This window comes from Alteromonas sp. KS69 (genome assembly GCF_003989595.1).
GTDB classification, from domain to species: domain Bacteria; phylum Pseudomonadota; class Gammaproteobacteria; order Enterobacterales; family Alteromonadaceae; genus Alteromonas; species Alteromonas naphthalenivorans.
Window position 1 is genome coordinate 298,531 of sequence record NZ_PYHU01000005.1, and the last position, 23,011, is coordinate 321,541.

General features: G+C 44.7%; 18 protein-coding genes and 3 tRNA genes. 7 read left to right on the top strand and 14 right to left on the bottom strand.

Going from position 1 to position 23,011, the window contains the following annotated elements:
- Window positions 1–3 precede the first annotated feature (3 nt).
- From C7Y69_RS04660 to C7Y69_RS04680, 5 genes are read left to right on the top strand one after another with little or no spacing between them, the layout of a single operon-like run.
- Complete coding sequence (locus C7Y69_RS04660) at window positions 4–1,626, top strand: ABC transporter substrate-binding protein (RefSeq protein ID WP_013785055.1); 1,623 nt, start codon at window positions 4–6, stop codon at window positions 1,624–1,626.
- On the top strand, window positions 1,623–2,654 hold the full coding sequence (locus C7Y69_RS04665; RefSeq protein WP_013785056.1) for an ABC transporter permease: 1,032 nt from the start codon (window positions 1,623–1,625) through the stop codon (window positions 2,652–2,654). Before C7Y69_RS04660 ends, C7Y69_RS04665 begins: the two co-directional genes overlap by 4 nt.
- Window positions 2,641–3,534 (top strand): ABC transporter permease subunit, encoded by an 894-nt coding sequence (locus C7Y69_RS04670; RefSeq protein WP_013785057.1) that lies wholly within the window; start codon window positions 2,641–2,643, stop codon window positions 3,532–3,534. Before C7Y69_RS04665 ends, C7Y69_RS04670 begins: the two co-directional genes overlap by 14 nt.
- Before the next feature lies 1 nt (window position 3,535).
- Window positions 3,536–4,531, top strand: coding sequence for an oligopeptide/dipeptide ABC transporter ATP-binding protein (locus tag C7Y69_RS04675; protein WP_126871955.1), 996 nt, complete (start codon window positions 3,536–3,538; stop codon window positions 4,529–4,531).
- Window positions 4,528–5,334, top strand: coding sequence for an ATP-binding cassette domain-containing protein (locus tag C7Y69_RS04680; RefSeq protein ID WP_126871956.1), 807 nt, complete (start codon window positions 4,528–4,530; stop codon window positions 5,332–5,334). The genes C7Y69_RS04675 and C7Y69_RS04680 overlap by 4 nt, the downstream gene beginning before the upstream one ends.
- Before the next feature lie 201 nt (window positions 5,335–5,535).
- On the opposite strand, the gene C7Y69_RS04685 is transcribed toward C7Y69_RS04680, so the two are convergent.
- The 10 genes from C7Y69_RS04685 to C7Y69_RS04730 all read right to left on the bottom strand — a co-directional run bounded on the left by C7Y69_RS04685 (window position 5,536) and on the right by C7Y69_RS04730 (window position 13,824).
- Entirely contained in the window at window positions 5,536–6,666 is a 1,131-nt protein-coding gene (locus C7Y69_RS04685; protein ID WP_013785060.1) for a sodium ion-translocating decarboxylase subunit beta, read from the bottom strand.
- Window positions 6,667–6,669: 3 nt separating this feature from the next.
- A complete protein-coding gene (gene oadA, locus C7Y69_RS04690) occupies window positions 6,670–8,469 on the bottom strand; it encodes a sodium-extruding oxaloacetate decarboxylase subunit alpha (RefSeq protein WP_126871957.1) in 1,800 nt (599 codons plus the stop codon).
- 25 nt (window positions 8,470–8,494) lie between these two features.
- The gene (locus C7Y69_RS04695; RefSeq protein ID WP_126871958.1) at window positions 8,495–8,755 is read right to left on the bottom strand and encodes an OadG family protein; all 261 of its coding nucleotides are present in this window, start codon (window positions 8,753–8,755) and stop codon (window positions 8,495–8,497) included.
- Window positions 8,756–8,917: 162 nt separating this feature from the next.
- Window positions 8,918–9,394, bottom strand: coding sequence for an acyl-CoA thioesterase (locus C7Y69_RS04700; protein ID WP_126871959.1), 477 nt, complete (start codon window positions 9,392–9,394; stop codon window positions 8,918–8,920).
- Window positions 9,395–9,585: 191 nt separating this feature from the next.
- Window positions 9,586–9,662: transfer RNA gene (locus tag C7Y69_RS04705), tRNA-Arg, on the bottom strand.
- Between the two features lie 54 nt (window positions 9,663–9,716).
- A tRNA-Arg gene (locus C7Y69_RS04710) sits at window positions 9,717–9,793 on the bottom strand.
- Window positions 9,794–9,834: 41 nt separating this feature from the next.
- Window positions 9,835–9,925, bottom strand: a tRNA-Ser gene (locus tag C7Y69_RS04715).
- 283 nt (window positions 9,926–10,208) lie between these two features.
- The gene (csrA, locus tag C7Y69_RS04720) at window positions 10,209–10,400 is read right to left on the bottom strand and encodes a carbon storage regulator CsrA (RefSeq protein WP_013785064.1); all 192 of its coding nucleotides are present in this window, start codon (window positions 10,398–10,400) and stop codon (window positions 10,209–10,211) included.
- Window positions 10,401–10,533: 133 nt separating this feature from the next.
- Window positions 10,534–13,131, bottom strand: coding sequence for an alanine--tRNA ligase (alaS, locus tag C7Y69_RS04725; RefSeq protein ID WP_126871960.1), 2,598 nt, complete (start codon window positions 13,129–13,131; stop codon window positions 10,534–10,536).
- A gap of 243 nt (window positions 13,132–13,374) precedes the next feature.
- Complete coding sequence (locus C7Y69_RS04730) at window positions 13,375–13,824, bottom strand: regulatory protein RecX (protein ID WP_126871961.1); 450 nt, start codon at window positions 13,822–13,824, stop codon at window positions 13,375–13,377.
- Between the two features lie 104 nt (window positions 13,825–13,928).
- On the opposite strand from C7Y69_RS04730, the gene C7Y69_RS04735 reads away from it, so the two are divergent.
- A complete protein-coding gene (locus C7Y69_RS04735) occupies window positions 13,929–15,203 on the top strand; it encodes a GNAT family N-acetyltransferase (protein WP_126871962.1) in 1,275 nt (424 codons plus the stop codon).
- On the top strand, window positions 15,200–17,278 hold the full coding sequence (locus C7Y69_RS04740) for a M13 family metallopeptidase (RefSeq protein ID WP_013785069.1): 2,079 nt from the start codon (window positions 15,200–15,202) through the stop codon (window positions 17,276–17,278). The genes C7Y69_RS04735 and C7Y69_RS04740 overlap by 4 nt, the downstream gene beginning before the upstream one ends.
- Window positions 17,279–17,423: 145 nt before the next feature.
- Here the strand turns inward: C7Y69_RS04740 and betI are convergent, their stop codons facing one another.
- The 4 genes from betI to C7Y69_RS04760 all read right to left on the bottom strand — a co-directional run bounded on the left by betI (window position 17,424) and on the right by C7Y69_RS04760 (window position 22,999).
- Entirely contained in the window at window positions 17,424–18,005 is a 582-nt protein-coding gene (gene betI, locus C7Y69_RS04745) for a transcriptional regulator BetI (RefSeq protein WP_013785070.1), read from the bottom strand.
- A gap of 74 nt (window positions 18,006–18,079) precedes the next feature.
- Window positions 18,080–20,494 carry a TonB-dependent receptor domain-containing protein gene (locus tag C7Y69_RS04750; protein WP_013785071.1) on the bottom strand — a complete coding sequence of 805 codons (2,415 nt, stop codon included), beginning with the start codon at window positions 20,492–20,494 and terminating at the stop codon, window positions 18,080–18,082.
- Between the two features lie 184 nt (window positions 20,495–20,678).
- The gene (locus C7Y69_RS04755; protein ID WP_013785072.1) at window positions 20,679–22,316 is read right to left on the bottom strand and encodes a SulP family inorganic anion transporter; all 1,638 of its coding nucleotides are present in this window, start codon (window positions 22,314–22,316) and stop codon (window positions 20,679–20,681) included.
- Between the two features lie 35 nt (window positions 22,317–22,351).
- Window positions 22,352–22,999: a carbonic anhydrase gene (locus C7Y69_RS04760; protein WP_126871963.1), complete on the bottom strand. Its 648-nt coding sequence runs from the start codon at window positions 22,997–22,999 to the stop codon at window positions 22,352–22,354.
- Between the last annotated feature and the right edge of the window lie 12 nt (window positions 23,000–23,011).

Sequence of the window (23,011 nt, forward strand, 5' to 3'; positions counted from 1 at the left end):
TGAATGCCTGTAAAACCGCTTTTTTACGCTGCCTTTACTGTTGTTATGGTAATACTGGTAGCGGCCTGTTCAAAACAAGATGAACATGCATTTTATAATAGCGGTTTGGTGTATTGCTCTGAAAGCAACCCTGTGACGTTTAATCCTCAGTTAGATACGTCTAGCACTACAACCGATGCGTCATCGCATCAGTTGTATGACAGGTTGCTCGATTTCGACCCTGATTCAGGCCGTATTATACCTAGCGTGGCGAGTAGCTGGTTAGTTTCTGATGACGGCTTAACCTACACCTTTCAACTCAGAAAAGACGTTGAATTTCATACCACCAGCTATTTCACGCCTAGCAGAAACTTTAATGCTGATGATGTCATTTTTAGTATTGATAGGTGGCGACTTACCTCACACCCATACCATTACGTATCGGGCGGACGCTACCCGTACTTTGAAAGTTTGGGGTTGGCACAAAATATTGCTTCAGTTGAGCGATTAAACGGGTACAGGGTAGAAATAAAATTAACGCGCAGGGACAGTTCTTTTTTAGCTAATTTAGCCACGGACTTTTCGGTGATGTTGTCACAAGAGTACGGTGAGGCATTGTTACAACAAGGTCTGCCCAATCGAATTGACCAATACCCTATTGGTACAGGCCCGTTTAAATTCGAAAACTACCGCAAAGATCACTACATCCGTTACCAACGTCACCAAACCTATTGGGGTGAACAAAACAATGCGGAACGCTTAATTTACGATATAACGCCGAAGAGCTCGTTGCGTTTGGCTAAGTTAATGACCGGCGAGTGTGATGCGACGGCATTTCCTGCACAAACGGAATTGGAAATTATCCGCTCCCGTGACGACTTATTACTGGCTGAAAAGCCCGGTTTGAATGTTGGTTTTTGGGCATTCAATACCCAGCGCCCTCCCTTCGATAATCCCGATGTACGGCGTGCATTAGCCGCGGCTATTGATAAAAACACGTTATTAGAAGCGGTTTATTTCGACAGTGCTACCCGCGCGAAAACACTGCTACCAGCCGCAAGTTGGGCCTTTCAAAACGATGCGGATGATACGGCTTACAACCCTGTACTAGCAAGAAAGCTACTAGAAAATGCAGGCGTAGAGCCTGGGTTTACCATGACCATATGGGCTATGCCCATTGAGCGTGCTTATAATCCTAACGCGGCCAAAATGGCGGAGCTGATCCAACGATATTTACGGGAAGTGGGCGTTATCGCCACAATCGTTAGTTACGACTGGGCGACATTTAGACGTCACTTGCAAGAAGGCCTACACGACTCTGTATTAATAGGCTGGTCTGCCGATAATGGCGACCCTGATAACTTTTACCGACCGTTACTGAGTTGTGGTGCCATACCTTCTGGTACTAACCGAGCCATGTGGTGTGATAACGATTATGACGAGCTCTTAGATAAAGCCTTGCAGACAGAAGACCTTGAAGCGCGGCGACTAATCTATCAACAGGTAAATAGACTGCTTTACGAGCGATTGCCGTTGGTTCCTATTGCCCACGCTTATCGTTATCAAGCCTATAGAAATGAACTTGAAGGCATGACCATTAACCCCTTTGGCGGTGTTAGATTTGGCGGAGTAGGTAAATCACTGTGATTCAAATATTATCGCGATACGGTGTGTTATTTATCTTAACCCTTTTGGTGTTAACCGCCATGTCATTCTCATTGGTGTATCTATTTCCTGGTGATGTGCTAGAAAACCTTACCGGCATTGTGCCGCAGAATGAGATTCAGCGTGAGGCGCTTATGCGTCAATTTCGCCTAGACCAACCCTATGTAGTACAGTTTTTTTACTATTTATCGTCTTTACTACAAGGCGATTGGGGTTACAGTCTAGCGTCAGGCCTGCCCCTTCGAGAAGAAATTGGTATCGCCATGCCCGCGACTATCGAGCTCAGCACTTATGCGATGCTGATGGCGCTTTTCATTGGTATCCCCTTGGGATATTACGCAGGGCTGAAAAGTTACTCTACTACCGACCACACTATTAATGCATTGAGCATTACCACTTATTCATTTCCCGTGTTCTGGTTGGCACTTATTCTAATCCTGTTTTTTAGCTTACACCTTGATATTGCGCCTTTGTCTGGCCGGCTTAGTTTATTGTTCGATATTGAACCTGTAACTGGCTTTGTGCTTATAGATATTATGCTGGCCGAGGATATCGATCATGGGCTTGCCTACCGAGATGCTATTTCGCACCTTGCTTTGCCTACGCTGGCAATAGGAGCAATAACAACCGCTTCAATGGTGCGAATTACCCGTCGCTCGGTTATTGATGTTATTCACCGCCCGTATATAGTAGCCGCGCGCTCTAGAGGTGTATCTGAATGGCAAATTTTCTTTAGGCATGTTCTTCGCAATGCATTGCTGCCTATATTGCCCTTAATGGCAATCCAAATTACTACGCTCATCACCAATGCCATGATAGTTGAAACCTTATTTTCATGGCCAGGGATTGGTAGCTGGTTAATTCAAGCAATTTATCAACGAGACTTCCCTGCGCTTCGAGTAGGAATGCTGGCGGTATCAACGCTCGTTATTACGTTAACTATTATGGTCGATTTGTTTAACCGCATTATCGATCCTAGCCGAGAAAAGTACGAACGTGCCACAGTTTAGTTTATACGAAGAGGAGTTTCATCCGTCTCCCTGGCAACGCACTTGGGCAGCCTTCCGTGGCAGTCACATTGCGATTGTTGGTCTTATTTTGCTTGGCTTCTTTATCATTTTTTCACTGTTCGCCCCGGTGGTTTCGCCATACAACCCAGCGGAACAAAATATAGATGCGCTACTCATTCCCCCTAGTTGGGAAAGCAGTGGTTCAATAACTCATTTATTTGGCACCGACCCCCTCGGCCGAGATGTTTTCTCTCGTATTATTTACGGCTGCCGCACTACGTTAGGGTCGGGGTTTCTTATGGTAGTGCTAGCCATGCTGATTGGCGTAAGCATAGGTACATTTGCGGGTATGCTACGGGGCGTGCGTTCAAGTATTGTGAACCACTTGCTAGATGCCTTAATGGCCATTCCAACCTTACTTATTGCTATTATTATCGTGGCTATTCTTGGAACAGGGTTGGTCAATAGTATGTGGGCTATTACGCTTGCGCTCATTCCACAATTTGTTCACCGTACACGTACCTTTGTGCGCGCTGAAATGAAAAAAGAATACATTATGGCGTCGAAATTAGACGGCGCGAATAGATGGCAACTATTCGTACACTCTATTCTTCCTAACATGACAGAAATGCTTGTGGTGCAAGGTACTGTGGCACTTTCGATTGCGGTAATTGATGTGTCTGCATTAGGCTTTTTGAATTTAGGAGCGCAGTCACCACTCGCAGAGCTTGGGGCAATTTTGGGCGACGGTCTTGATGTGGCCTACCTCGCCCCTTGGAATGTGGCATTGCCTGGCATTGCGATTTTCTTATTGGTGTTGTCGATAAATATTGTGGGTGACGGTCTACGTTCTGCACTCAGAAAAAGAGTGAGCCACTAATATGCCTATGCTAGACATTAAAAATTTGACCTTAGAAATGGTAGATGGTGACACCACCATCAAGGCGCTCGACAAGGTAAATTTAACCGTTAATACCGGTGAAATTCGCGCTCTGGTGGGAGAGTCTGGCTCGGGGAAAAGTCTAATTGTATCTGCCATCTGTGGCGCCTTGCCCTCGCAGTGGAGAATGACTGCAGATCGCATGAGTTGGAAAGGGGAAAACTTATTAAGCATGTCAAAATATCAGCGCAGAGAAGTCATGCGCCGAGATATTGCTGTTGTATTTCAAAACCCTCAAACTAGCTTAGATCCCTCAGCCACCTTAGGTGAACAACTTGAGGAAAGCATTCCCGACGAATTTGTAGAAGGTTACTGGTTTTGGCAACGTGCGCAACATAGAAAACGCATAGCCATAAGCACTGTACATAAGGTGGGCATAAAGCAACACAGGCATTATTTGAATGCCTATCCCCACCAAATCCCCAGTGATATTGGGCAAAAGTTTATGATAGCCATGGCCTTGGTATCTCAGCCGAAACTATTAATTGCTGATGATCCCACCCGTGGGATGGAGCCAACTACCAAAACACAAATTCTTAAGTTATTTACTCGCTTAAATCAAACCCGTTCGCTAAGTATATTGTTTGTGAGTCACGATTTGCTGGCTATTGCCAGTATGTCCCATTCCATGACCGTGCTTTACGCAGGGCAAACCGTAGAGTCGGGTAAAATGAAGCACATTAAGAAACGCCCGCTTCACCCGTACACCAAAGCATTGTTGGACAGCGCACCGAGCTTCAGGAAGGATTTGCCGCCGAAATCTCAACTTCCTACGCTGGGCGGCTCTATCCCTACGTTGCAGCATTTACCTATTGGGTGCAGGTTAGGGCCACGCTGTCCTCGTGCACAGCGTGCTTGTGTGTCTAGACCTGCAGTAAGGCATATTCACGACCACACCTATAACTGCCATTTCCCGCTGCATATGGAGAAGTTATGACAGATATCATGCAGGTAGATGGATTAACGTTTAGGCATAACGATAAGAAACGTTGGCTAAAAAAGCCTGAGATATTTGAATTAGGGCCTATCGACCTGACAGTGCAACGTGGCGAAACCATTGCGATTATTGGTGAAAACCGCGCAGGTAAGTCATTGTTAGCAAAATTACTAGTGGGCGCTATTCCTGCTGATGAAGGGGTTATTGAGCTTAATAGCCACAAATATTTGGCGAAATACAACCAACACAACAATCAACAAAAACGCACCCACGACATTCGTATGATATTGCAACACAGTAGTGAGTCGATGAACCCTTCTGTGCCCGTGGGAAAAGTGCTCGACGAACCCCTTCGTTTAAACACAGAGTTAACGGAAGCGGAACGTAAATCCCTTATTGAAGAAATGCTGACAAAAGTAGGCTTGCTACGAGAACATTATTATTTCTATCGTCATATGCTGTCTGACGGCCAACAACAGCGTGTATCCCTCGCCCGCGCCATTATATTAAAGCCGAAAGTACTGATTGCCGACGAACCGTTTGCAGCCCTAGATCCGTCTATACGCTCGCAAACGGTAAACCTTATTTTGAAGCTACAACAAGAAATGGGGTTGGCGTTTATTTTCATAAGCCACAATTTGGGAATAGTTCGACATATCGCCGATCGGGTTATTGTGATGGAAAATGGCAATATTGTGGAAGAGGGGAAAACCGAAACGATTTTTCGTTGGCCAGAACATACCATCACTAAGAAGCTGATCTTGGCCTATCAGTCGTTAATTACGAACAATACCATTAGTTAGCTAACGTTGGTTTTTGAAGGTGCTTGGAAATTGATTTGACGCTACGTCATTCAGCGACTCTGACGCCATTTCTTACAACGCCTTTTAACATTGCGCTTTATACCCAAACAAAAAATGCGGCCTAGGCCGCATTTTGTTATTTATATGAGTGAGTCTATATAACCTCGCACTGTCGCCAATTTAAGCAAATTAGCTTAAACATTAACCTACTAGCGCCAGCAAGATACCCGCAGCAACAGCTGAACCAAGTACACCTGCCACATTCGGCCCCATGGCATGCATCAATAAGAAGTTATGAGGGTTAGCTTCAAGTCCAACTTTATTCACAACCCTTGCAGCCATTGGCACTGCCGATACACCAGCAGCACCAATCAGTGGATTAATTTTACCACCACTCATTCGGCTCATTAGCTTAGCCATTAACACGCCTGTTGCAGTACCAATAGCAAACGCTACAGCGCCTAACCCAAGAATACCCAAGGTTTCAACGGTTAAAAATTTCTCGGCAGATAGCTTAGACCCTACCGCTAGCCCTAAGAAAATAGTAACGATGTTAATTAGCTCGTTTTGCGCTGTTTTGCTAAGCCTATCTACTACACCACACTCTTTTAATAAGTTACCAAAGCAAAACATACCCACTAGAGGCGTTGCTGATGGCAAAAATAGGATAGTTAGGAATAGTGTAGCCAGTGGGAAGATAATCTTCTCACGTTGCGATACAGGGCGTAATTGCGCCATTTCTATGGTGCGTTCTTCCTTGCTGGTCAGCGCTTTCATAATTGGAGGCTGAATAATAGGTACCAGCGCCATATATGAATAAGCTGCGACCGCAATAGCCCCTAATAAATCGGGCGCTAATCGAGAGGCCAAAAAGATAGCCGTTGGACCGTCAGCACCGCCAATGATAGCAATCGCACTGGCATCTTTGAGAGTAAACTCAAAGCCTGGGATCATATTAAGCGCAATAGCACCGAACAAGGTCGCAAAAATACCAAACTGCGCAGCCGCGCCTAGCAACAACATTCTAGGGTTTGCAATTAAGGCACTGAAGTCCGTCATTGCGCCCACACCCATAAAGATAAGCAGCGGGAAAACCCCGGTGTCTATACCGATAGCGTAAATGTAATGAAGCAATCCTCCCGCCTCTGAAAACCCAGCTAACGGGATATTGGTTAATAAGGCACCAAACCCAATAGGAATTAACAACAGCGGTTCAAATTTTTTCACAATCGCTAAGAACAGCAACAGGAAACCTACTGCCATCATGATTAACTGGCCTGACTCAAAATGTGCCAGTGCAGTGCTGTCCCACAGCACCATCAACTTATCCATGAATTACCCCAGCGCAATAAGTGGTTGAGCACTGGCTACGGCATCGCCTTCACCCACGAGTACTTCACTAACGGTACCGGAAATAGCAGAGCGAATTTCAGTTTCCATTTTCATGGCTTCTAAAATAATAACCACATCACCTTCGTTCACTACATCGCCAGCACGCACTAGTATTTTAAACACATTACCGGCTAACGGTGCGTTAATGCTTTGTGCACTTTCACTACTGCTAGCAGATGCCGGCTGAGGTGCGGCTGTCGATGGCTGACTTGGGGTTACACTAGATAATTCACCGGATGCTGCTACTTCAACATGGTATACCTTACCTTCAACTTTCACATCGTAGGCCGCCGGTGCGCCGCTAGCAGAAACCGGTGCCGCAGCAGTTGGTGCACTTGATGCAACATCAGATTCAGTGCCGGGTGCAGGTTCAAATGCGTCAGGATTACCGCGATTCTCTAAAAACTTAAGGCCAATTTGCGGGAACAAGGCATAGGTAAGTACATCGTCAATCTTAGTATCTGACAATGTAATGCTTTTCTCTGATGCTAACTTAGTGAGCTCGGTTTCAAGGCTGTCTAGTTCAGGTGCAATATTATCTGCCGGACGACAGGTAATGGGCTGGCCACCATCAAGCACACGCTCTTGTAATTCTTTGTTCACTGGCGCAGCTGTAGCGCCATATTCGCCTTTAAGGACACCTGCCGTTTCTTTGGTGATGCTCTTGTAACGTTCGCCGGTCAGTACGTTTAATACAGACTGCGTACCTACAATTTGCGAGGTTGGCGTAACCAAAGGAATAAAACCTAAGTCTTCACGTACGCGAGGAATTTCTTTTAATACTTCTTCAAACTTATCTTCAGCGCCTTGCTCTTTTAACTGGCTTTCCATGTTGGTTAACATGCCGCCAGGTACTTGAGCGAGCAAGATACGGGCATCAACCCCTTTCAAGCTACCTTCAAATTTACTGTATTTTTTGCGCACGCCACGAAAGTAGCTGGCGATTTCTTCAAGATCCGGCAATGACATGCCCGTATCTCGTTCTGTGCCCTCTACAATAGACACCATGGTTTCCGTTGCGGTATGACCGTAAGTCATACTCATTGAAGATATGGCTGTGTCGAGCATGTCGATGCCGGCATCGATGGCTTTTTGGTAAGTGGCCGTACTCAATCCTGTGGTGGCATGGCACTGCATAGCAATAGGCACACTGACGGTTTCTTTAAGCCCTTTAATAAGTGCTTCACAGTCGTAAGGCTTAAGCAGCCCTGCCATGTCTTTTACACAAATAGAATGAACGCCCATATCTTCAAGTTGCTTAGCCATATCGAGCCACAGTTGAAGATTGTGAACAGGACTTACCGTGTAAGAAATTGTACCTTGGGCATGAGCGCCACTGTCAACAGTCGCTTTAATCGCAGTTTTTAGATTACGCATGTCGTTCATGGCGTCGAAAATACGAAATACATCAACCCCATTCTCATGTGCACGCTCAACAAAACGTGTCACTACATCATCAGCGTAATGGCGATAGCCTAATAAGTTTTGACCTCGCAACAACATCTGTTGCTTCGTATTTGGCATTGCCGCTTTAAGCTGGCGAATGCGATCCCAAGGATCTTCCCCTAAATAGCGAATACAGGAATCAAATGTCGCCCCGCCCCAAGATTCAACAGACCAAAAACCTGCTTTATCAAGTTTTTCGGCAATAGGCAGCATATCTTCTATACGCATACGCGTAGCAAGTAGCGATTGATGGGCATCACGCAAGACTAGCTCGGTTAAGGCCAGTGGCTTAGACATGGTAACTCCTGAATGATTTGTTTAATTAATTTTTATTGGCTTGACGATGAGTATGAACAGCAGCGGTGATAGCAGCAACAACATTACCATCGACACCAGCTTGAACCGCTTTTCTACGAGGTGCAGCATACTGAGGTGCGGCTTCGCCCGGAAATACTTCACAAAACTTTGCAATTAGGTGAATTCCAACGATTAACAATGCCAGGAATGAAAAAACAAATACCATTCCTATTAGCATCAGTGAGCCGGCTTCAAGCAGCAAACTGCTAACTGATTCTGTTTCCATGGTGAACCCTTCAAAAATTTCGTTGTGAATAAGTATCATGCGAGGGTATAAAACACAACAAAAAAGCAAGTAAAATGCATATGCAATCACACTTTATGCTAATAAAAAGCAATAAAATAACTATTTATGCTAAGTGAATGGATATATTTTCACAAAATGTAATTAATGAACTCCTGTGGTTTTCGTGAAATGCATATCAAGTTGTTTAGTGAAATGTTTAGCGTGCATAGCAACAAGGTCTAACTGGAAGTCGTTTTTCTCTTGAGGAGTATAAGAAGATACATTAACCGAACGTCCTTCTTTATCAATCGCCATGAAGGAGATGAAGCAACGATTCGCGACAGTCATCTTACTTTCTGTTGCCTCACCGGAACTAACAGAAACATAGATATGCATACTAGAGGTACCTGTGTGCACTATAGAGGCGGTTAACTTTACCAATTGCCCCACTTTGATTGGTTTAATAAACCGAATGCCGTTGGCCGACACAGTAACGCAATATTCCTTCGACCACTGCGCCGCACAGGCATAGGCCGCTTGATCTATCCACTTCATCACCACACCACCATGAACATTACCACCAAAGTTCACATCGGTAGGCTCAGCGAGAAATTGAAATGTTATTGTTGCAAGTGACATTAGTACTACACCTTCGTAGGGAAACTGCTATTTATAAAGGTTAGTTCATAATTCGAACAGAGGTTAGCGTAAGGCAACGATAGGAGACTAAAGTGTATAGTGGGCTAGAAGTGAATTATGTAGAACTACAAAAGAATAGAAATTTAATAGGCGGAAATAAAAAAACCCACCAGATGGTGGGTTTTCTTATATGGCGCGTGTGGAAGGATTCGAACCTCCGACCGCCTGGTTCGTAGCCAGGTACTCTATCCAGCTGAGCTACACACGCGTAAACTTTTTTACTTTAGGGTATTACCCCCAAAGGTGACGCATTTGAAAGAAGTGGCGCGTGTGGAAGGATTCGAACCTCCGACCGCCTGGTTCGTAGCCAGGTACTCTATCCAGCTGAGCTACACACGCGCAGTAAAACTTTTGTTGACCGTCACACCATCAACGAACAATGGCGGAGAGGGAGGGATTCGAACCCTCGATACCAGTATTAGGTATGGTTCCTTAGCAGGGAACTGGTTTCAGCCACTCACCCACCTCTCCTTAAGTGGTGCCGCATTTTACGGATTCACCGGCCGGAGTCAAACCTTTTTTAGATAAAAATGTTTACTCGCTGTCATTTTGTACGATTCGTACAAAAAACCTGTATTTTGGTTAGGTTATAATCAAATTTTAGCGGATTAATTTAGGAATGCACGCCTTGGCGCAAAATGAACTTTTATATTAAATATCGAAAAATACCTAAATTTTTTTAAATTAATTTAAAAAAAATCCCTATAAACAAAAAAGGCCAGCATAAGCTGACCAATTTTTGTGCAGAGAGTGATTACTCAGCCGTTCCAGGTTGTCCACCTTTCTCAGCTTGAATTCTCATGTAAATCTCTTCACGGTGCACAGAAACTTCTTTTGGTGCATTCACACCAATTCGGACCTGATTCCCTTTAACACCCAGAACAGTGACAGTTACATCATCACCAACCATAAGTGTTTCACCAACTCGACGAGTCAAAATAAGCATTCGCTTGCTCCTGTTCCTTAATACTGAACATTTCCTTAATTACTCCGCCACTCATCGGCACGACCCGACGGTAGCAACAGTGATTCCATGTTTCTGTGTCACTTCAAAAACTCACTGCAAGTTTCAGATTTGATTATAGCTTATCTTCTAACCAAGCGTTAACTGATTCTAACGCTGTGCTTAGATGCTCTGGCTTATCGCCACCCGCTTGAGCCATATCAGGGCGACCTCCCCCTTTTCCGCCAACCTGCGCGGCAATAAAGTTAACCAACTCGCCTGCTTTCACTTTACCGGTAAGGTTTTTCGTCACCCCAGTGATAAGATTGACCTTATCTTCACTTGCCACACCTAATACTACGATGCCTTCGCCAATTCGGTTTTTAATATCATCCATCATTGAACGCAGTGATTTCGCTTCAACACCTTCTAACTTAGCAATAAGTACTTTTACGCCATTTATTTCAATAGCGTTACTAAGCATATCAGCACCTTGCTGACTCGCCAGTTTTTGTGTGGCAGAAGTGAGAGATTTCTCTAGTTCTTTAGTATGAGTTTGTACTGCGACTACCCGTTCAACCAAGTTTTGCGTATCGGTTTTTAACAAACTAGACAGCTCTGCTAGCGTAGCTTGCTGGTCTTGAACATAATGCAGCGCCTGCTCACCAGTAATGGCTTCTATACGACGCACACCTGATGCTATGCCCGCTTCGCTGGTAATTTTGAATAAACCAATATCGCCAGTACGATTAACATGCGTTCCACCACATAGTTCTACAGAGAAAGGTCCCATAGTGACTACACGTACTTTCTCGTCGTACTTTTCACCGAACAACGCCATTGCCCCTGATGCTTTGGCTTCATCTAAATCCATCAGTTGGGTTTTCAACGCATGGTTTGCACGAATTTCTTCGTTAACTCTGCGCTCAACCTGAATAAGCTGAGCGGGTGTTACTGCTTCAAAGTGAGAGAAGTCGAAACGCATACGCTGCGCTTCTACTAATGAACCTTTCTGGGTAACGTGCTCACCTAACGTCTCGCGAAGTGCTGCGTGAAGTAAGTGTGTAGCACTGTGATTCTTCTTCACAGCATCACGGTTTGAGTTATCAATCGCAGAAGTAACTCGCTCACCTTTTGTAATGGTGCCCTTTACCTTACCTTTATGCGCAAAAGCATTACCCATTTTTTGAGTATCGCTAACGATAAACTCGCCATTCGCGACACGAAGTACCCCTTTATCACCAGACTGACCACCACTTTCTGCGTAAAAAGGCGTTTGATCTAAAACCACAACCCCTTCTTGACCGTCTTCTAAACGCTCACAAAACGCATTATCGGCAATAAGCTCTACAATATTTGCTTCGCCTGCAACATCACTGTAACCGGTGAAGGATGTCGCATGGTCTATAGTCAGCGTATTGTTATAATCGGCACCAAAGTTACTGGCTTGTTGCGCACGGGCGCGCTGTGCCTGCATAGCACTTTCAAACCCTTCCACGTCAATTTTAAGGTCGTGTTCGCGGGCAACATCGTTAGTTAAGTCTGTGGGGAAACCGTAAGTGTCATAAAGCTTAAACACCACATCACCTGGAATAGTGTCACCTTCGAGGGTTTCTAGCGTATCGTTTAGCATTGCCATTCCACGGGCTAAGGTTTTGCTGAACTGCTCTTCCTCTACTCGTAATACCTTTTCAACTACCGGTAATTGGTCTACAAGCTCTGGGTAAGCTTCACCCATTTCTTTGCTTAGTGCTGAAGCCAATTTGTAGAAGAAAATATCGCTGGCACCTAGCTGGTAACCATGACGTACAGCACGGCGAATGATACGGCGAAGTACATAGCCTCGGCCTTCATTAGAAGGCATTACGCCATCACAAATCAGGAAGCTACAAGAACGAATGTGATCGGCAATAACCCGTAAAGATTTATTCTCTAAATCTTCGCTGCCTACAATTGTGGCCGCCGCTTGAATCAGGTTTTGGAATAGGTCAATTTCGTAGTTGCTGTGCACATTTTGCAAAATAGCTGAAATACGCTCAAGCCCCATACCGGTATCGATAGACGGCTTAGGCAATGGCTCCATCGTGCCATCAGCTTGCTTGTTGTATTGCATGAATACCAGGTTCCAGATTTCGATAAAACGATCGCCATCTTCTTCTGGAGTTCCTGGAGGCCCGCCCCAAATATGCGCGCCATGGTCGTAAAATATTTCTGAACACGGACCGCATGGCCCTGTGTCACCCATAGACCAGAAGTTATCTGATGTACTGATGCGGATTATCTTTTCTTTAGGAACACCAATGTGGTTTTCCCAAATATCAAAGGCTTCTTCGTCTTCTGAATAAACGGTAACCAGAAGCTTTTCTTTTGGAAGGCCGATTTCTTTTGTTAAGAAATTCCATGCAAACTCAATGGCTTCTTTTTTGAAATAATCACCAAAACTGAAGTTACCTAGCATTTCAAAGAAAGTATGGTGACGGGCGGTATAACCAACGTTTTCTAAATCATTATGCTTACCACCAGCACGAACACAGCGCTGAGAAGAAACCGCACGCGTGTAGCTGCGTTTTTCCGCTCCTAAAAACGTATCTTTAAACTGGTTCATTCCCGCGTTAGTAAAAAGAAGCGTTGGATCATCTGCTGGAACGAGAGACGAGCTAGCCACAGGCTGGTGACCATGACTCTGGAAATAATCTTTAAACTTTTGGCGTAAGTCAGCAGTTGATAATGTCATTGAAAACCTAACTTCCTTAATACATTGAATGAGAATGTGCGGGATTGATGCCACTAGCCGATTAATCCTTAGATTAACCTTTCTAATAAGCGCCTAGCTGTTTATGCATTTCATGCCCTCGCACGGATGTGCGCAACAATACCATGGTTAGCGCTTTTTTGTTAAGCCCATAGCCTGCTCTACTAGTATAAATAAGCCCTTTTATACCCGTTATAAAGGGCATAAATGAATTTTATGCGATTTTTATTCACCTTTGACGGCATATTCAATGTGTTCGCTGTAAAAACCTCGATATTGAAGAAACTGCTTTTGCTTCATCAATAGCTTAAAATCGGTTTCTTTGAAGGGGCCAAATTTTTTGTCTTTAACCCATTTCGCTTTTTCAAACCAGTCAGGTTCTATTTCATCAAGGGCCTGTTCAGCGGCAAGTTCATCCACCCCGTATTGCTGCAAATCGAGTTTAATTTTTCGAGGGCCAGAGCCTTTCATGTACAAAGCACGGGCGCGACTTTCAGCGAACCGCTCGTCACTTTGAATATCCGCCTCCCGAAAGGCTTCCAGTACAGGCATAAACGCCTCACTCTCGATGCCTTTTTGTGAAAGCTTGCGGCAAATCTCTGAAAAGCTATGCTCTCGTCGTGCAAGCATGCGGGTAATCGCGTCGGTAATGAATTTTCTGTCAAATTCTGACATTTTATTAATCGAAACCTTCTTAAAATACTTTTCAATCTCGTTATATTACTATTAATGGTAATCTTTAGCGTCGTTGAACGAAAGTGAATAAAGTAAACGTAAGCATGGAATATAAGGTAAAAGTTGTTAGTGCGGTGTCGGATGTTCCCCAAGCTACATGGGATGCGCTTGCAGAAGGCGAAGGCCCATTTTTACGTTACGACTTTTTAAATGCGCTAGAACAAAGTGCGTGCTGCGATGAAGCGTCAGGCTGGTTCCCGCAACATCTTGTCATTGAACAAGCGCAAACGACTGACCAGGCGGCTATTAACAAGGATGCGTGCCCTTCGTCTGTTGAAAGCACGGTAATAGCCATTATACCCGGCTATTTAAAGACACACAGTTACGGCGAGTACGTGTTTGATCATTCATGGGCAAATGCCTACCACCAGCACGGTATTCCTTATTACCCTAAATGGGTTGCTGCTATTCCTTTTACGCCAGTCTCTGGTTCGCGAATACTAACGCATGAAAAGGCGCCCTTTAGTGACGCGCTTTTAGCCCTTATTTCTCAAGCCGTGCAGTCCATGGGCGAAGAAGCCGTCTCTTCCTGTCATTGGCTATTTACTAATAGCCTCACTCAAGCGTTACTCGCTAATCATTCAGGCTTGCTCACCCGCTACGCCGTTCAATTTCAATGGCACAATTACCAATATACCAATTTCGACAGTTTTTTGAATGCGCTAACATCACGCAAGCGCCGAGACATGAAAAAAACACAGCGAAAGCTTGTTGAACAAGGCATTCGCTACCATCATTTAACCGGCAGTGAAATAACCGATGAGGTCATCGACTTTTTCTTGCAGTGTTATCAAGCAACGTATTTAAAGCGCAGCGGGCATACAGGCTACTTAAACGAGACGTTTTTTCGGCAGTTGCGTAACACCATGGCCAAGAACATGCTTATTGTCACGGCTTACAAACATGACTCTCCTATCGCCAGCGCTTTGTTCTTTTTTGATGATACAGGCTTATATGGCAGATATTGGGGCGCGTTAGAGGAAGTCAGCGGCTTACATTTTGCGTGCTGTTATTTTGAGGGTATTGCTTTTGCGATTGAAAAAAAGCTTCCACTTTTTAACCCTGGCACCCAAGGCGAACATAAAATTCTTCGTGGTTTTGAACCTATTTACTGCCAATCGCAACATGAACTATTTTCGGCCCCCTTTCATGATGCTGTAGCGTCATTTTTACAACAAGAATCAGAACATATTGTGGCGTATTTCAATCAGGCCCAAGATGTTTTACCTTTTAATAACGATATAACACCTACCCTTAAAACGACAAACACCCCTAATCCTTTATTAGCGGTGAATAATCATAATGAGAAAACGATATGAAACAAAAACTACTCGCGCTAGCCATAGCAGCATCGCTGGGCTTAGCAGGCTGTGGTCAGCCAGAACAAAATAAACAACAAGCAGCTGACAAGACGGCGATGGAAGAAGAAATGGGTCAGGCTGAACTCGGTTCATTTGGCGTAGATTTATCTGCCCGAAACGAGGCGGTTAAACCTGGCGATGACTTCTTCATGTACGCTGGCGGTACCTGGTACGACAATTACGAGCTTCCTGCAGATAAAACCCGATTTGGTGCTTTTACTGCCCTAGCCGAGCGCAGTGAAGAGCAGGTTAAAAATATTATTGACGGGTTAATGGAAAAAGAAAACTTGAACGCTGATGAGCAGCTTGTTCATGATTTCTTCGTCTCCTATATGGATGTAGAAACCCTTAATGAAAAAGGCCTTACACCTATTTCTGATGTGTTGTCGTCTATTGATGCTATTGCTTCAACCAAAGATTTGACCGAAGTATTTGGTAAAAGTTGGCTCACCGGTGCTAGCTCTCCTATTGATACTGGCATGTGGTACAACCGTTTAGATCCTAATGAGTACCAGCTTAGCGTTGGTGTTGGTGGCCTTAGCTTACCCGATCGCGATTACTACATTAGCGATCACGAAAGGTTCGTAAAAATTCGTGAAGCTTACCTTGCGCACATTGAACAGATGTTAAACTTTGCAGGCGTTGAAAATGCCGCAGAGGAAGCAGCCACTATTCTTCAACTTGAAACCGAAATAGCAAACATCCAGTGGCCGCGTGAAAAACGCCGCGACCGCGACCTTACATTGAATCAAATTGAACGCAGCAAACTTACCGATGCTTATCCTCAATTTGATTGGGACACTTTTCTAGCACAAACCGGCTTTCAAGCCCCTGAACTTAATATCACCCAACCTGAGCCTATCAAAGATGTCATTGATATTATCAATGAGACCAGCCTTGATGACTGGAAGGCTTACCTGACGTACCACACCATTAAAAACAACGCTGGCTTACTATCGGAAGATATTTATTTAGCCAACTTTGATTTCTATGGTACTACGTTAAGTGGTCAGCAAGAGCCTCGCCCTCGCTGGAAACGTGCAGTAAGCCAGATGTCGAGCACGGAATCTCTAGGGTTTGCTATAGGTAAGATATACGTTACTGAGTACTTCCCAGAAAGCTCGAAAGCGCAAATGGCCGAGCTGGTTGAGAATTTACGTACCGCGCTAGGTGAGCGTATCGATAACCTAGACTGGATGGGAGAGGAAACCAAAGTAAATGCGAAAGAAAAGCTTATGGCGTTTCGCCCTAAAATTGGCTACCCAGACAAATGGCAATCTTTCGATGGACTAACCATTAACAGTGATGATTTGGTGGGGAACGTACGTCACCTAAGAGAATTCTTTAAAGCTGAAGATATCGAAAAAGAACTAGATAAAACCGACCGTGAGCGCTGGGGCATGACCCCGCAACGGGTTAACGCGTATTACAACAGTTCGTTTAATGAAATTGTTTTCCCTGCCGCTATTCTTCAGCCGCCGTTTTTCGATCCTAACGCAGATGCCGCGGTAAACTATGGCGCAATCGGCGCAGTTATTGGTCATGAAATGGGACATGGCTTTGACGATCAGGGCTCTAAGTCTGATGCTAATGGTATTCAGCGCAACTGGTGGACTGACTCAGACCGCGCTGCATTTGAGAAAAAAGCAGATATGTTAGCCGAGCAATACAACCAATATGAGCCGATTGAAGGTAACTTCGTTAATGGCCGTAATAGCTTAGGCGAGAATATTGGTGATGTAGGTGGTTTGTCGATGGCTTATCATGCTTACAAACTAAGCTTAAATGGTGAGGAAGCGCCGGTTATTGATGGCCTAACTGGCGATCAACGTTTCTTCCTTGCATGGGCGCAAGTCTGGCGTGAAAAGCGTACCGAGGAAAGCATGTTAAACCAGCTACGTGGTGGAACGCATGCTCCGGGTCGTTACCGTGCACAAGCCCCACGCAACCACGACGCCTGGTATGAAGCGTTTAACGTGCAACCTGGCGATGACTTGTATCTTCCGCCAGAAGAGCGTGTTCGTATTTGGTAATGTAAGTGGATACCCATGCGGACGCTTTGTCCGTGTGGGCTTCTTTGATGACTGTATTTTTAAATGCCGCTTTCATGATTGAAGGCTTTTAACGTCAACTTCCCGGCGACTTACATGCCGATTTTACTGGTAATAAGACACCGTTTTATTGATATTGTGATAGCACCAATCGTACATAACGCTTAACTGCGTTGCTTGCCTTAGTCACATTTTCCTTAGTATTTTGCCTTTCACCTTCAAGGGCATTACGTAACCAAAAACCATCAATCATGGCTGCGGTAGACAACGCTGCCTCTTTCGCATGCTCTCTAGGGATAAGGTTTGTAAAACTATAAGTTAGGTTGCTTTCTAGTCGTTTGTGGTTAATTCGCTGAAGTCTATGTAAGCCCTCACTATGTAACGACAAAGCCCAAAAGTTTAGCCATGTATTCGTTGCCGACGACTCTTGCTGTTCAACCGAGAAGTTGCTTTCTATAATGGTGTCAATACGCTCTAAATGACTACTAAAACTCCCTTGGAGTTTGAGCTTTTCGAGCAGGTATCGCATAGCGGCTTCAATTAACCCCTGCTTACCGCCGAAATAATGACTAATAATACCGCTTGAAAGACCCGCTTGTTTACTAATTAAACTAATTGTGGCGCTGTGAAACCCGTACTCAGCTATGACCACCAAGGTGGCATCAATTAGCTGCTTCTTTCGAATGGGCTCCATTCCTACTTTTGGCATGTAACTGCTCCATACCGTATGAGCCGCTGCAACGCACTCGAAATGTACGTTACAGCAACCCGTCTTACAGTGAATTAAAACGTTAAACGCGCATTAATGGCAACCGCGCGTGGCGCACCTATCCAAAATGCATTAGGGGCAATGGTAGACGCATAATCTTCATCTAGCACGTTGTTTACGGTTAAGCGAACTTCAAGTTCTTCCATGCCTTGACCTATATTGCTAATGTAACCACCAATATAAAGGTCGCTAACTAAATAGTCATCTACTTCAGCGGTATTGTAAATATCGATGAAACGAGAGTCGACATACTTTGTCGATATACCTGCGAAATAATTGTTTTTACTCCAATCTAGGCTAATAACTGCCATGGTATCTGGCGTACCAATAACCGTATTTCCTTTTACAGCTACCAGTGAAGACTCAGCGTTAGTAGTATCGGCAATAGCGGCTTGTGCGCTAGCCAGTGAGTCATACTGCGTACCCGTGCCACCAATGGTTTCAATGTATTCCGACTCGCTTAACGTTAGTGACGTAAATACAGTAAGGTTATCGGTAATCGCAAAGTCTGCAGACATTTCAAAACCGCTAGACTCAATACCACCCACATTTCTATATCCACCTGCCGCGGCTTCTAAGAAGTCGATACCGCTAGCAGTTTCATTGCTGGTGAATTGAATGCGGTTATTGAACTCGATGGTGTAATAAGTAATATTGGCATTGAATTTAGCACTTGAATAACGAAGACCCACATCAATGTTCTCTGCGGTCTCTGGTTCAATGAAGCGTAAATCCGTGTCGTCGCGCTCAAGTTGTGCATCTTTAATTGAAGCGAAGTTTTCACCGTAACCAGCGAAGAGCTCCAACCCATCTACTGCGATAGGCGCTACAAAACCGGCAGAAAATAGCGTGTCAGAATCTGAATTAACCTCTAAGTTGTTAGCGCTGTCGAAATTATCGTTCTTCGCAATATCAACGTTGAAACGCTTAGCGCCTAGACGTACTTTCGCTACCCCAAAATCAATTTCGTCTTCTACATAATACATTAGGGTATCAACGGGGAAACTGCGGTCATACTGTACCCAGTAAGGCGAGTTATTAAAATCGTACCCAATCGCTGAGTCGGTAATTTTGTGCCAGTCTCGGTACTCATCACGCTCATAATCTTCCCACCACAAACCAAAGCGAAGCGTGTTATCGAATTCGCCTAACTTGGCGTACCAGATACCATCTGCATTAAAACCGATGCGTTCTTTGTTGTAGTGGGTGTGTCGGTATGAACCAACTGGAATTGCACCTTGTTCATGACAGCTTGGATCGTACTCTGCACCCGCGCCACCATAAGGAAAAGTAATTGAGCTTTCGCAGCCAGCAATAGGAGAAAGCTGCATGCCATCGCGGTCGACAAAATAAATATTGCCCAGTGCGCTCCCACCGTAAACCGTATTCCCATTAACCAACTCTGAATGACCTTCAGTGCCGTCATCTTTTACGTCTACAAGGTAAGGCGGTACCCAATCACCACGCCCTTCGTTCTCATGATAATAGGCACTAGTAGAAATATCGACCGCGCCAACAGAGAACTCAGCTTTTAAATAGGCCAATAGGTTTTCCCGTAGCGTAGACCAGCCTCGACGATAAGATTGATCTTGATAAGGAATACCCGTCCACTCACTGGTAAGCTGATCCCAGTCTGGGTTTTGCGCATATTGCTCTAGGCTATAGATACGCTGGTAGTTTTCTTCGTGGGTATCGTCGTACGAGACGTAACCAGTTAACGCAACGTTTTCCACCATAGAGGTAACTTTCAACGCTAGATGGTCACGGGTGTTTTCAGCTACCTGATCCATGAAATCACTGCTTTCTTGCGTAGAAAGACTTATCCATGCATACGTATCTTTTAAGATCTCGCCGGTGTCATAACGCACATAGTATTTAGACGCATCGAACTCACCCGCCGTAACACTTGCAACAAAGCCTTCTTCCTCACTAGGATTGATAGTAGTGAAGTTTAAAGTGCCACCCAGCGCTTCATGAGAGCGAGAAGCAATATCGGACGTGCCTTGCGATACCTCAATGGTTTGTAAGTTTTCGGTATCGATATAGCGGTTTGCTTTAGCACCGCCACCATAGTTAGAGTTGCCGTTGGCAATACCATCTACTGTCATACCGATTTGCTGTTCGTTCAAGTTAACTTGAAAGCCGCGAATAACAATAGAAGTAGACCAATCATCGGCCCCAAAGGTATCCCCTTCGTTAATTAGTACACCCGGTAAGTTATCTACAACAGCAAGCACACTGCTTAAATTAGCTTGTTGCTTTTGCATGTCGTCAGAAGCGGCGTTATTAGCGTATGACACGCTTCGGCCAACAACCGTAATTTCCTCTATTTCATTAGATTTATCTTCGGCTATCGCTTCGGCGTGGCTATTCGATGTGCCTGATAATCCGGCAAGTACACTAAGTGCAATGAGATGGTAACGCGTCATGTGTAATGTTCCCTTTTTAATCGTTTGAGTGTGTTTTACCCAACCACCTTAAAAAGCAGATGTGACAGTTACGTTAAGTTAAATTGAACATTCAATTAATAAAAAGTGACAGGAAATGAAAAAAGCGAAAAAAAAAGCCCTTCATGAGAAGGGCTTTCATTAAATAATCTTATTTAACAGTAAGTTAAGATTGCGATACAGCCTTAAAATTAACTTCTTGGTTAGGTGTTTCCGTCACTTTTTTTTTCGCATAAAGCAATGCATCATGCAGGTTGTCATAAATAACGATGCCTGGATGATTAACACAGATACTCTCTAACACTTCGTTCACAGCGGCATTAGCACCGCAGATCACTAACTGTCTACCAGCCGCTATAGCATCCACAGTCACTGTTTCTACCGCCATTGCTGCAGAGACATCCACAGTAGGCACACGGGTGAAATCTAAGATCATCACCTTCGATCCCGCTTTCACGTTATCTCTTACATGGTGACCTACATCAGCAGCAGCACCAAAGCTTAACGGGCCACCGAAGCTGAAAATAGAGACCTTGCCTTTAAGCGACTCAAGTAATGCATTTTCTTCTGGATCGTTAAGCGACTCTGGAATTTTGCGAAGCTCTTCTAATTGCAAGTGAGCAACTTGGCGCACATAAGCAAGGGCTGCGAATACCACGCCCACACCCACAGCAGTGATAAGGTCAACAAACACAGTGAGTGCAAGTACCAATATCATCAGACCGAAGTCCCAACGAGGCCCCTTATGAGCACGCTTTAAGTAGCTCCAATCGATAATATCTAAGCCCACTTTAACCAAAATACCAGCAAGTACAGCATGAGGAATTTGCGCCGCGAGCGGGCTAAGACCCAACACTATCGCAAGTAAAACCAATGCGTGAACCATACCCGAAATACGGTCTTTACCACCGCTACGAATATTCACAACCGTTCGCATGGTTGCACCGGCACCCGCAATACCACCAATTAAACCCGCTACGGTGTTACCAATACCCTGACCGATTAGCTCTCTATTGCTGTCATGACGAGTACGGGTCATGTTGTCTGCTACCAATGACGTCAACAAACTGTCGATAGCGCCAAGAACTGCAAGAATAAACGCAGCTTCTAAAATTAGTAATGCTGTACCTTGCTCGAATACTGGCATTTGGATGCTTGGTAAGCCCGTAGGAATTTGACCTAAGATAGGTACAGATAACGCCAAGCTTACAAGAGTACCAATGATCAGTGCTGCTAGCGCACCCGGTACATATTTACCTAATGACGCAGGCCATTTGTAGGCAATAATTAATGTACCAATACCTAAGCCTAGCGTTGCAAAATTAATATCTGCAAGTGCTGTGGGTAGATAGCTTAATGCGCCAATAGTGCCACCTGGAGGCTCATGCCCCAACAAGCGGCCTAATTGTAGAATGATAATAATGGCACCAATACCCGACATAAAGCCTGAAATAACAGGGTATGGAACTAGGCGGATATATTCCCCAACTTTTAAGAAGCCGAAGATAATTTGAAAAATACCGGCGAGTATAACTGCGGTAAAGATCAAGCTTGCATCGCCTGAGAGGCTGGCAAACAAACCTGCTAATACAACAACCATAGGCCCTGTAGGCCCAGAGATTTGTGAGGGTGTGCCACCAAACAACGCGGCGAAGAAACCCACCGCAATAGCACCATAAAGGCCGGCCATCGGACCAAGTCCTGAGGCTACCCCTAGCGCTAAGGCTAGCGGCAAGGCAACAATACCGGCGGTTAAACCACCGGTGATGTCACCACGTAAATTACTTACATTTAACTTAAACATGGAATGTTTCCTAAATTCTTATCGCGCAAAAGTGCTTATCGCTTAAGCTGCGCTTCTGCGTGAGATTGATCCATTACCTCAAACTCACCAGACTCGCTGTTGTAGCACAACACTTCGCCACTACCTATATTATAAACCCAACCATGAAGCGTAACGTGTTTGTTCGCAATTTTTGCGGCAACAGCAGGGTGTGTACGTAAATGCTGAATTTGCTGTACCACGTTTTCTTTCGTTACATCTTCTAGGTGATCGTGGGTTAGTTCAGAACAACCACTACGCTCTTTAACAACTTCAGTTGCAGCGCGACAATGGCCCAGCCACTCTTTAACGTGCGGCAATGAAGAAAGCCCTTCTGGCTTTAATGCGCCTTTCATTGCGCCACAATCTGTATGTCCACAAACAACGATATGCGTAACGCCTAGTGCTGCAACAGCAAATTCGATTGAGGCAGTCATACCGCCCGTTTGGTTGCTATGCGGCGGCACGATGTTGCCCGCGTTACGACAGATAAACAATTCACCCGGCTCGGTTTGCGTTACCAAGTTTGGATCTATACGAGAGTCTGAACACGTGATGAAAAGCACTTCTGGGTTCTGACCGTTCGCCAGTTTTTGGAAAGCTGCTTTTTTTCCTGGATAAACTTCTTTCTGGAATTTAGCTACACCTGAAATTACGTGATCCATAAATATCTCCAT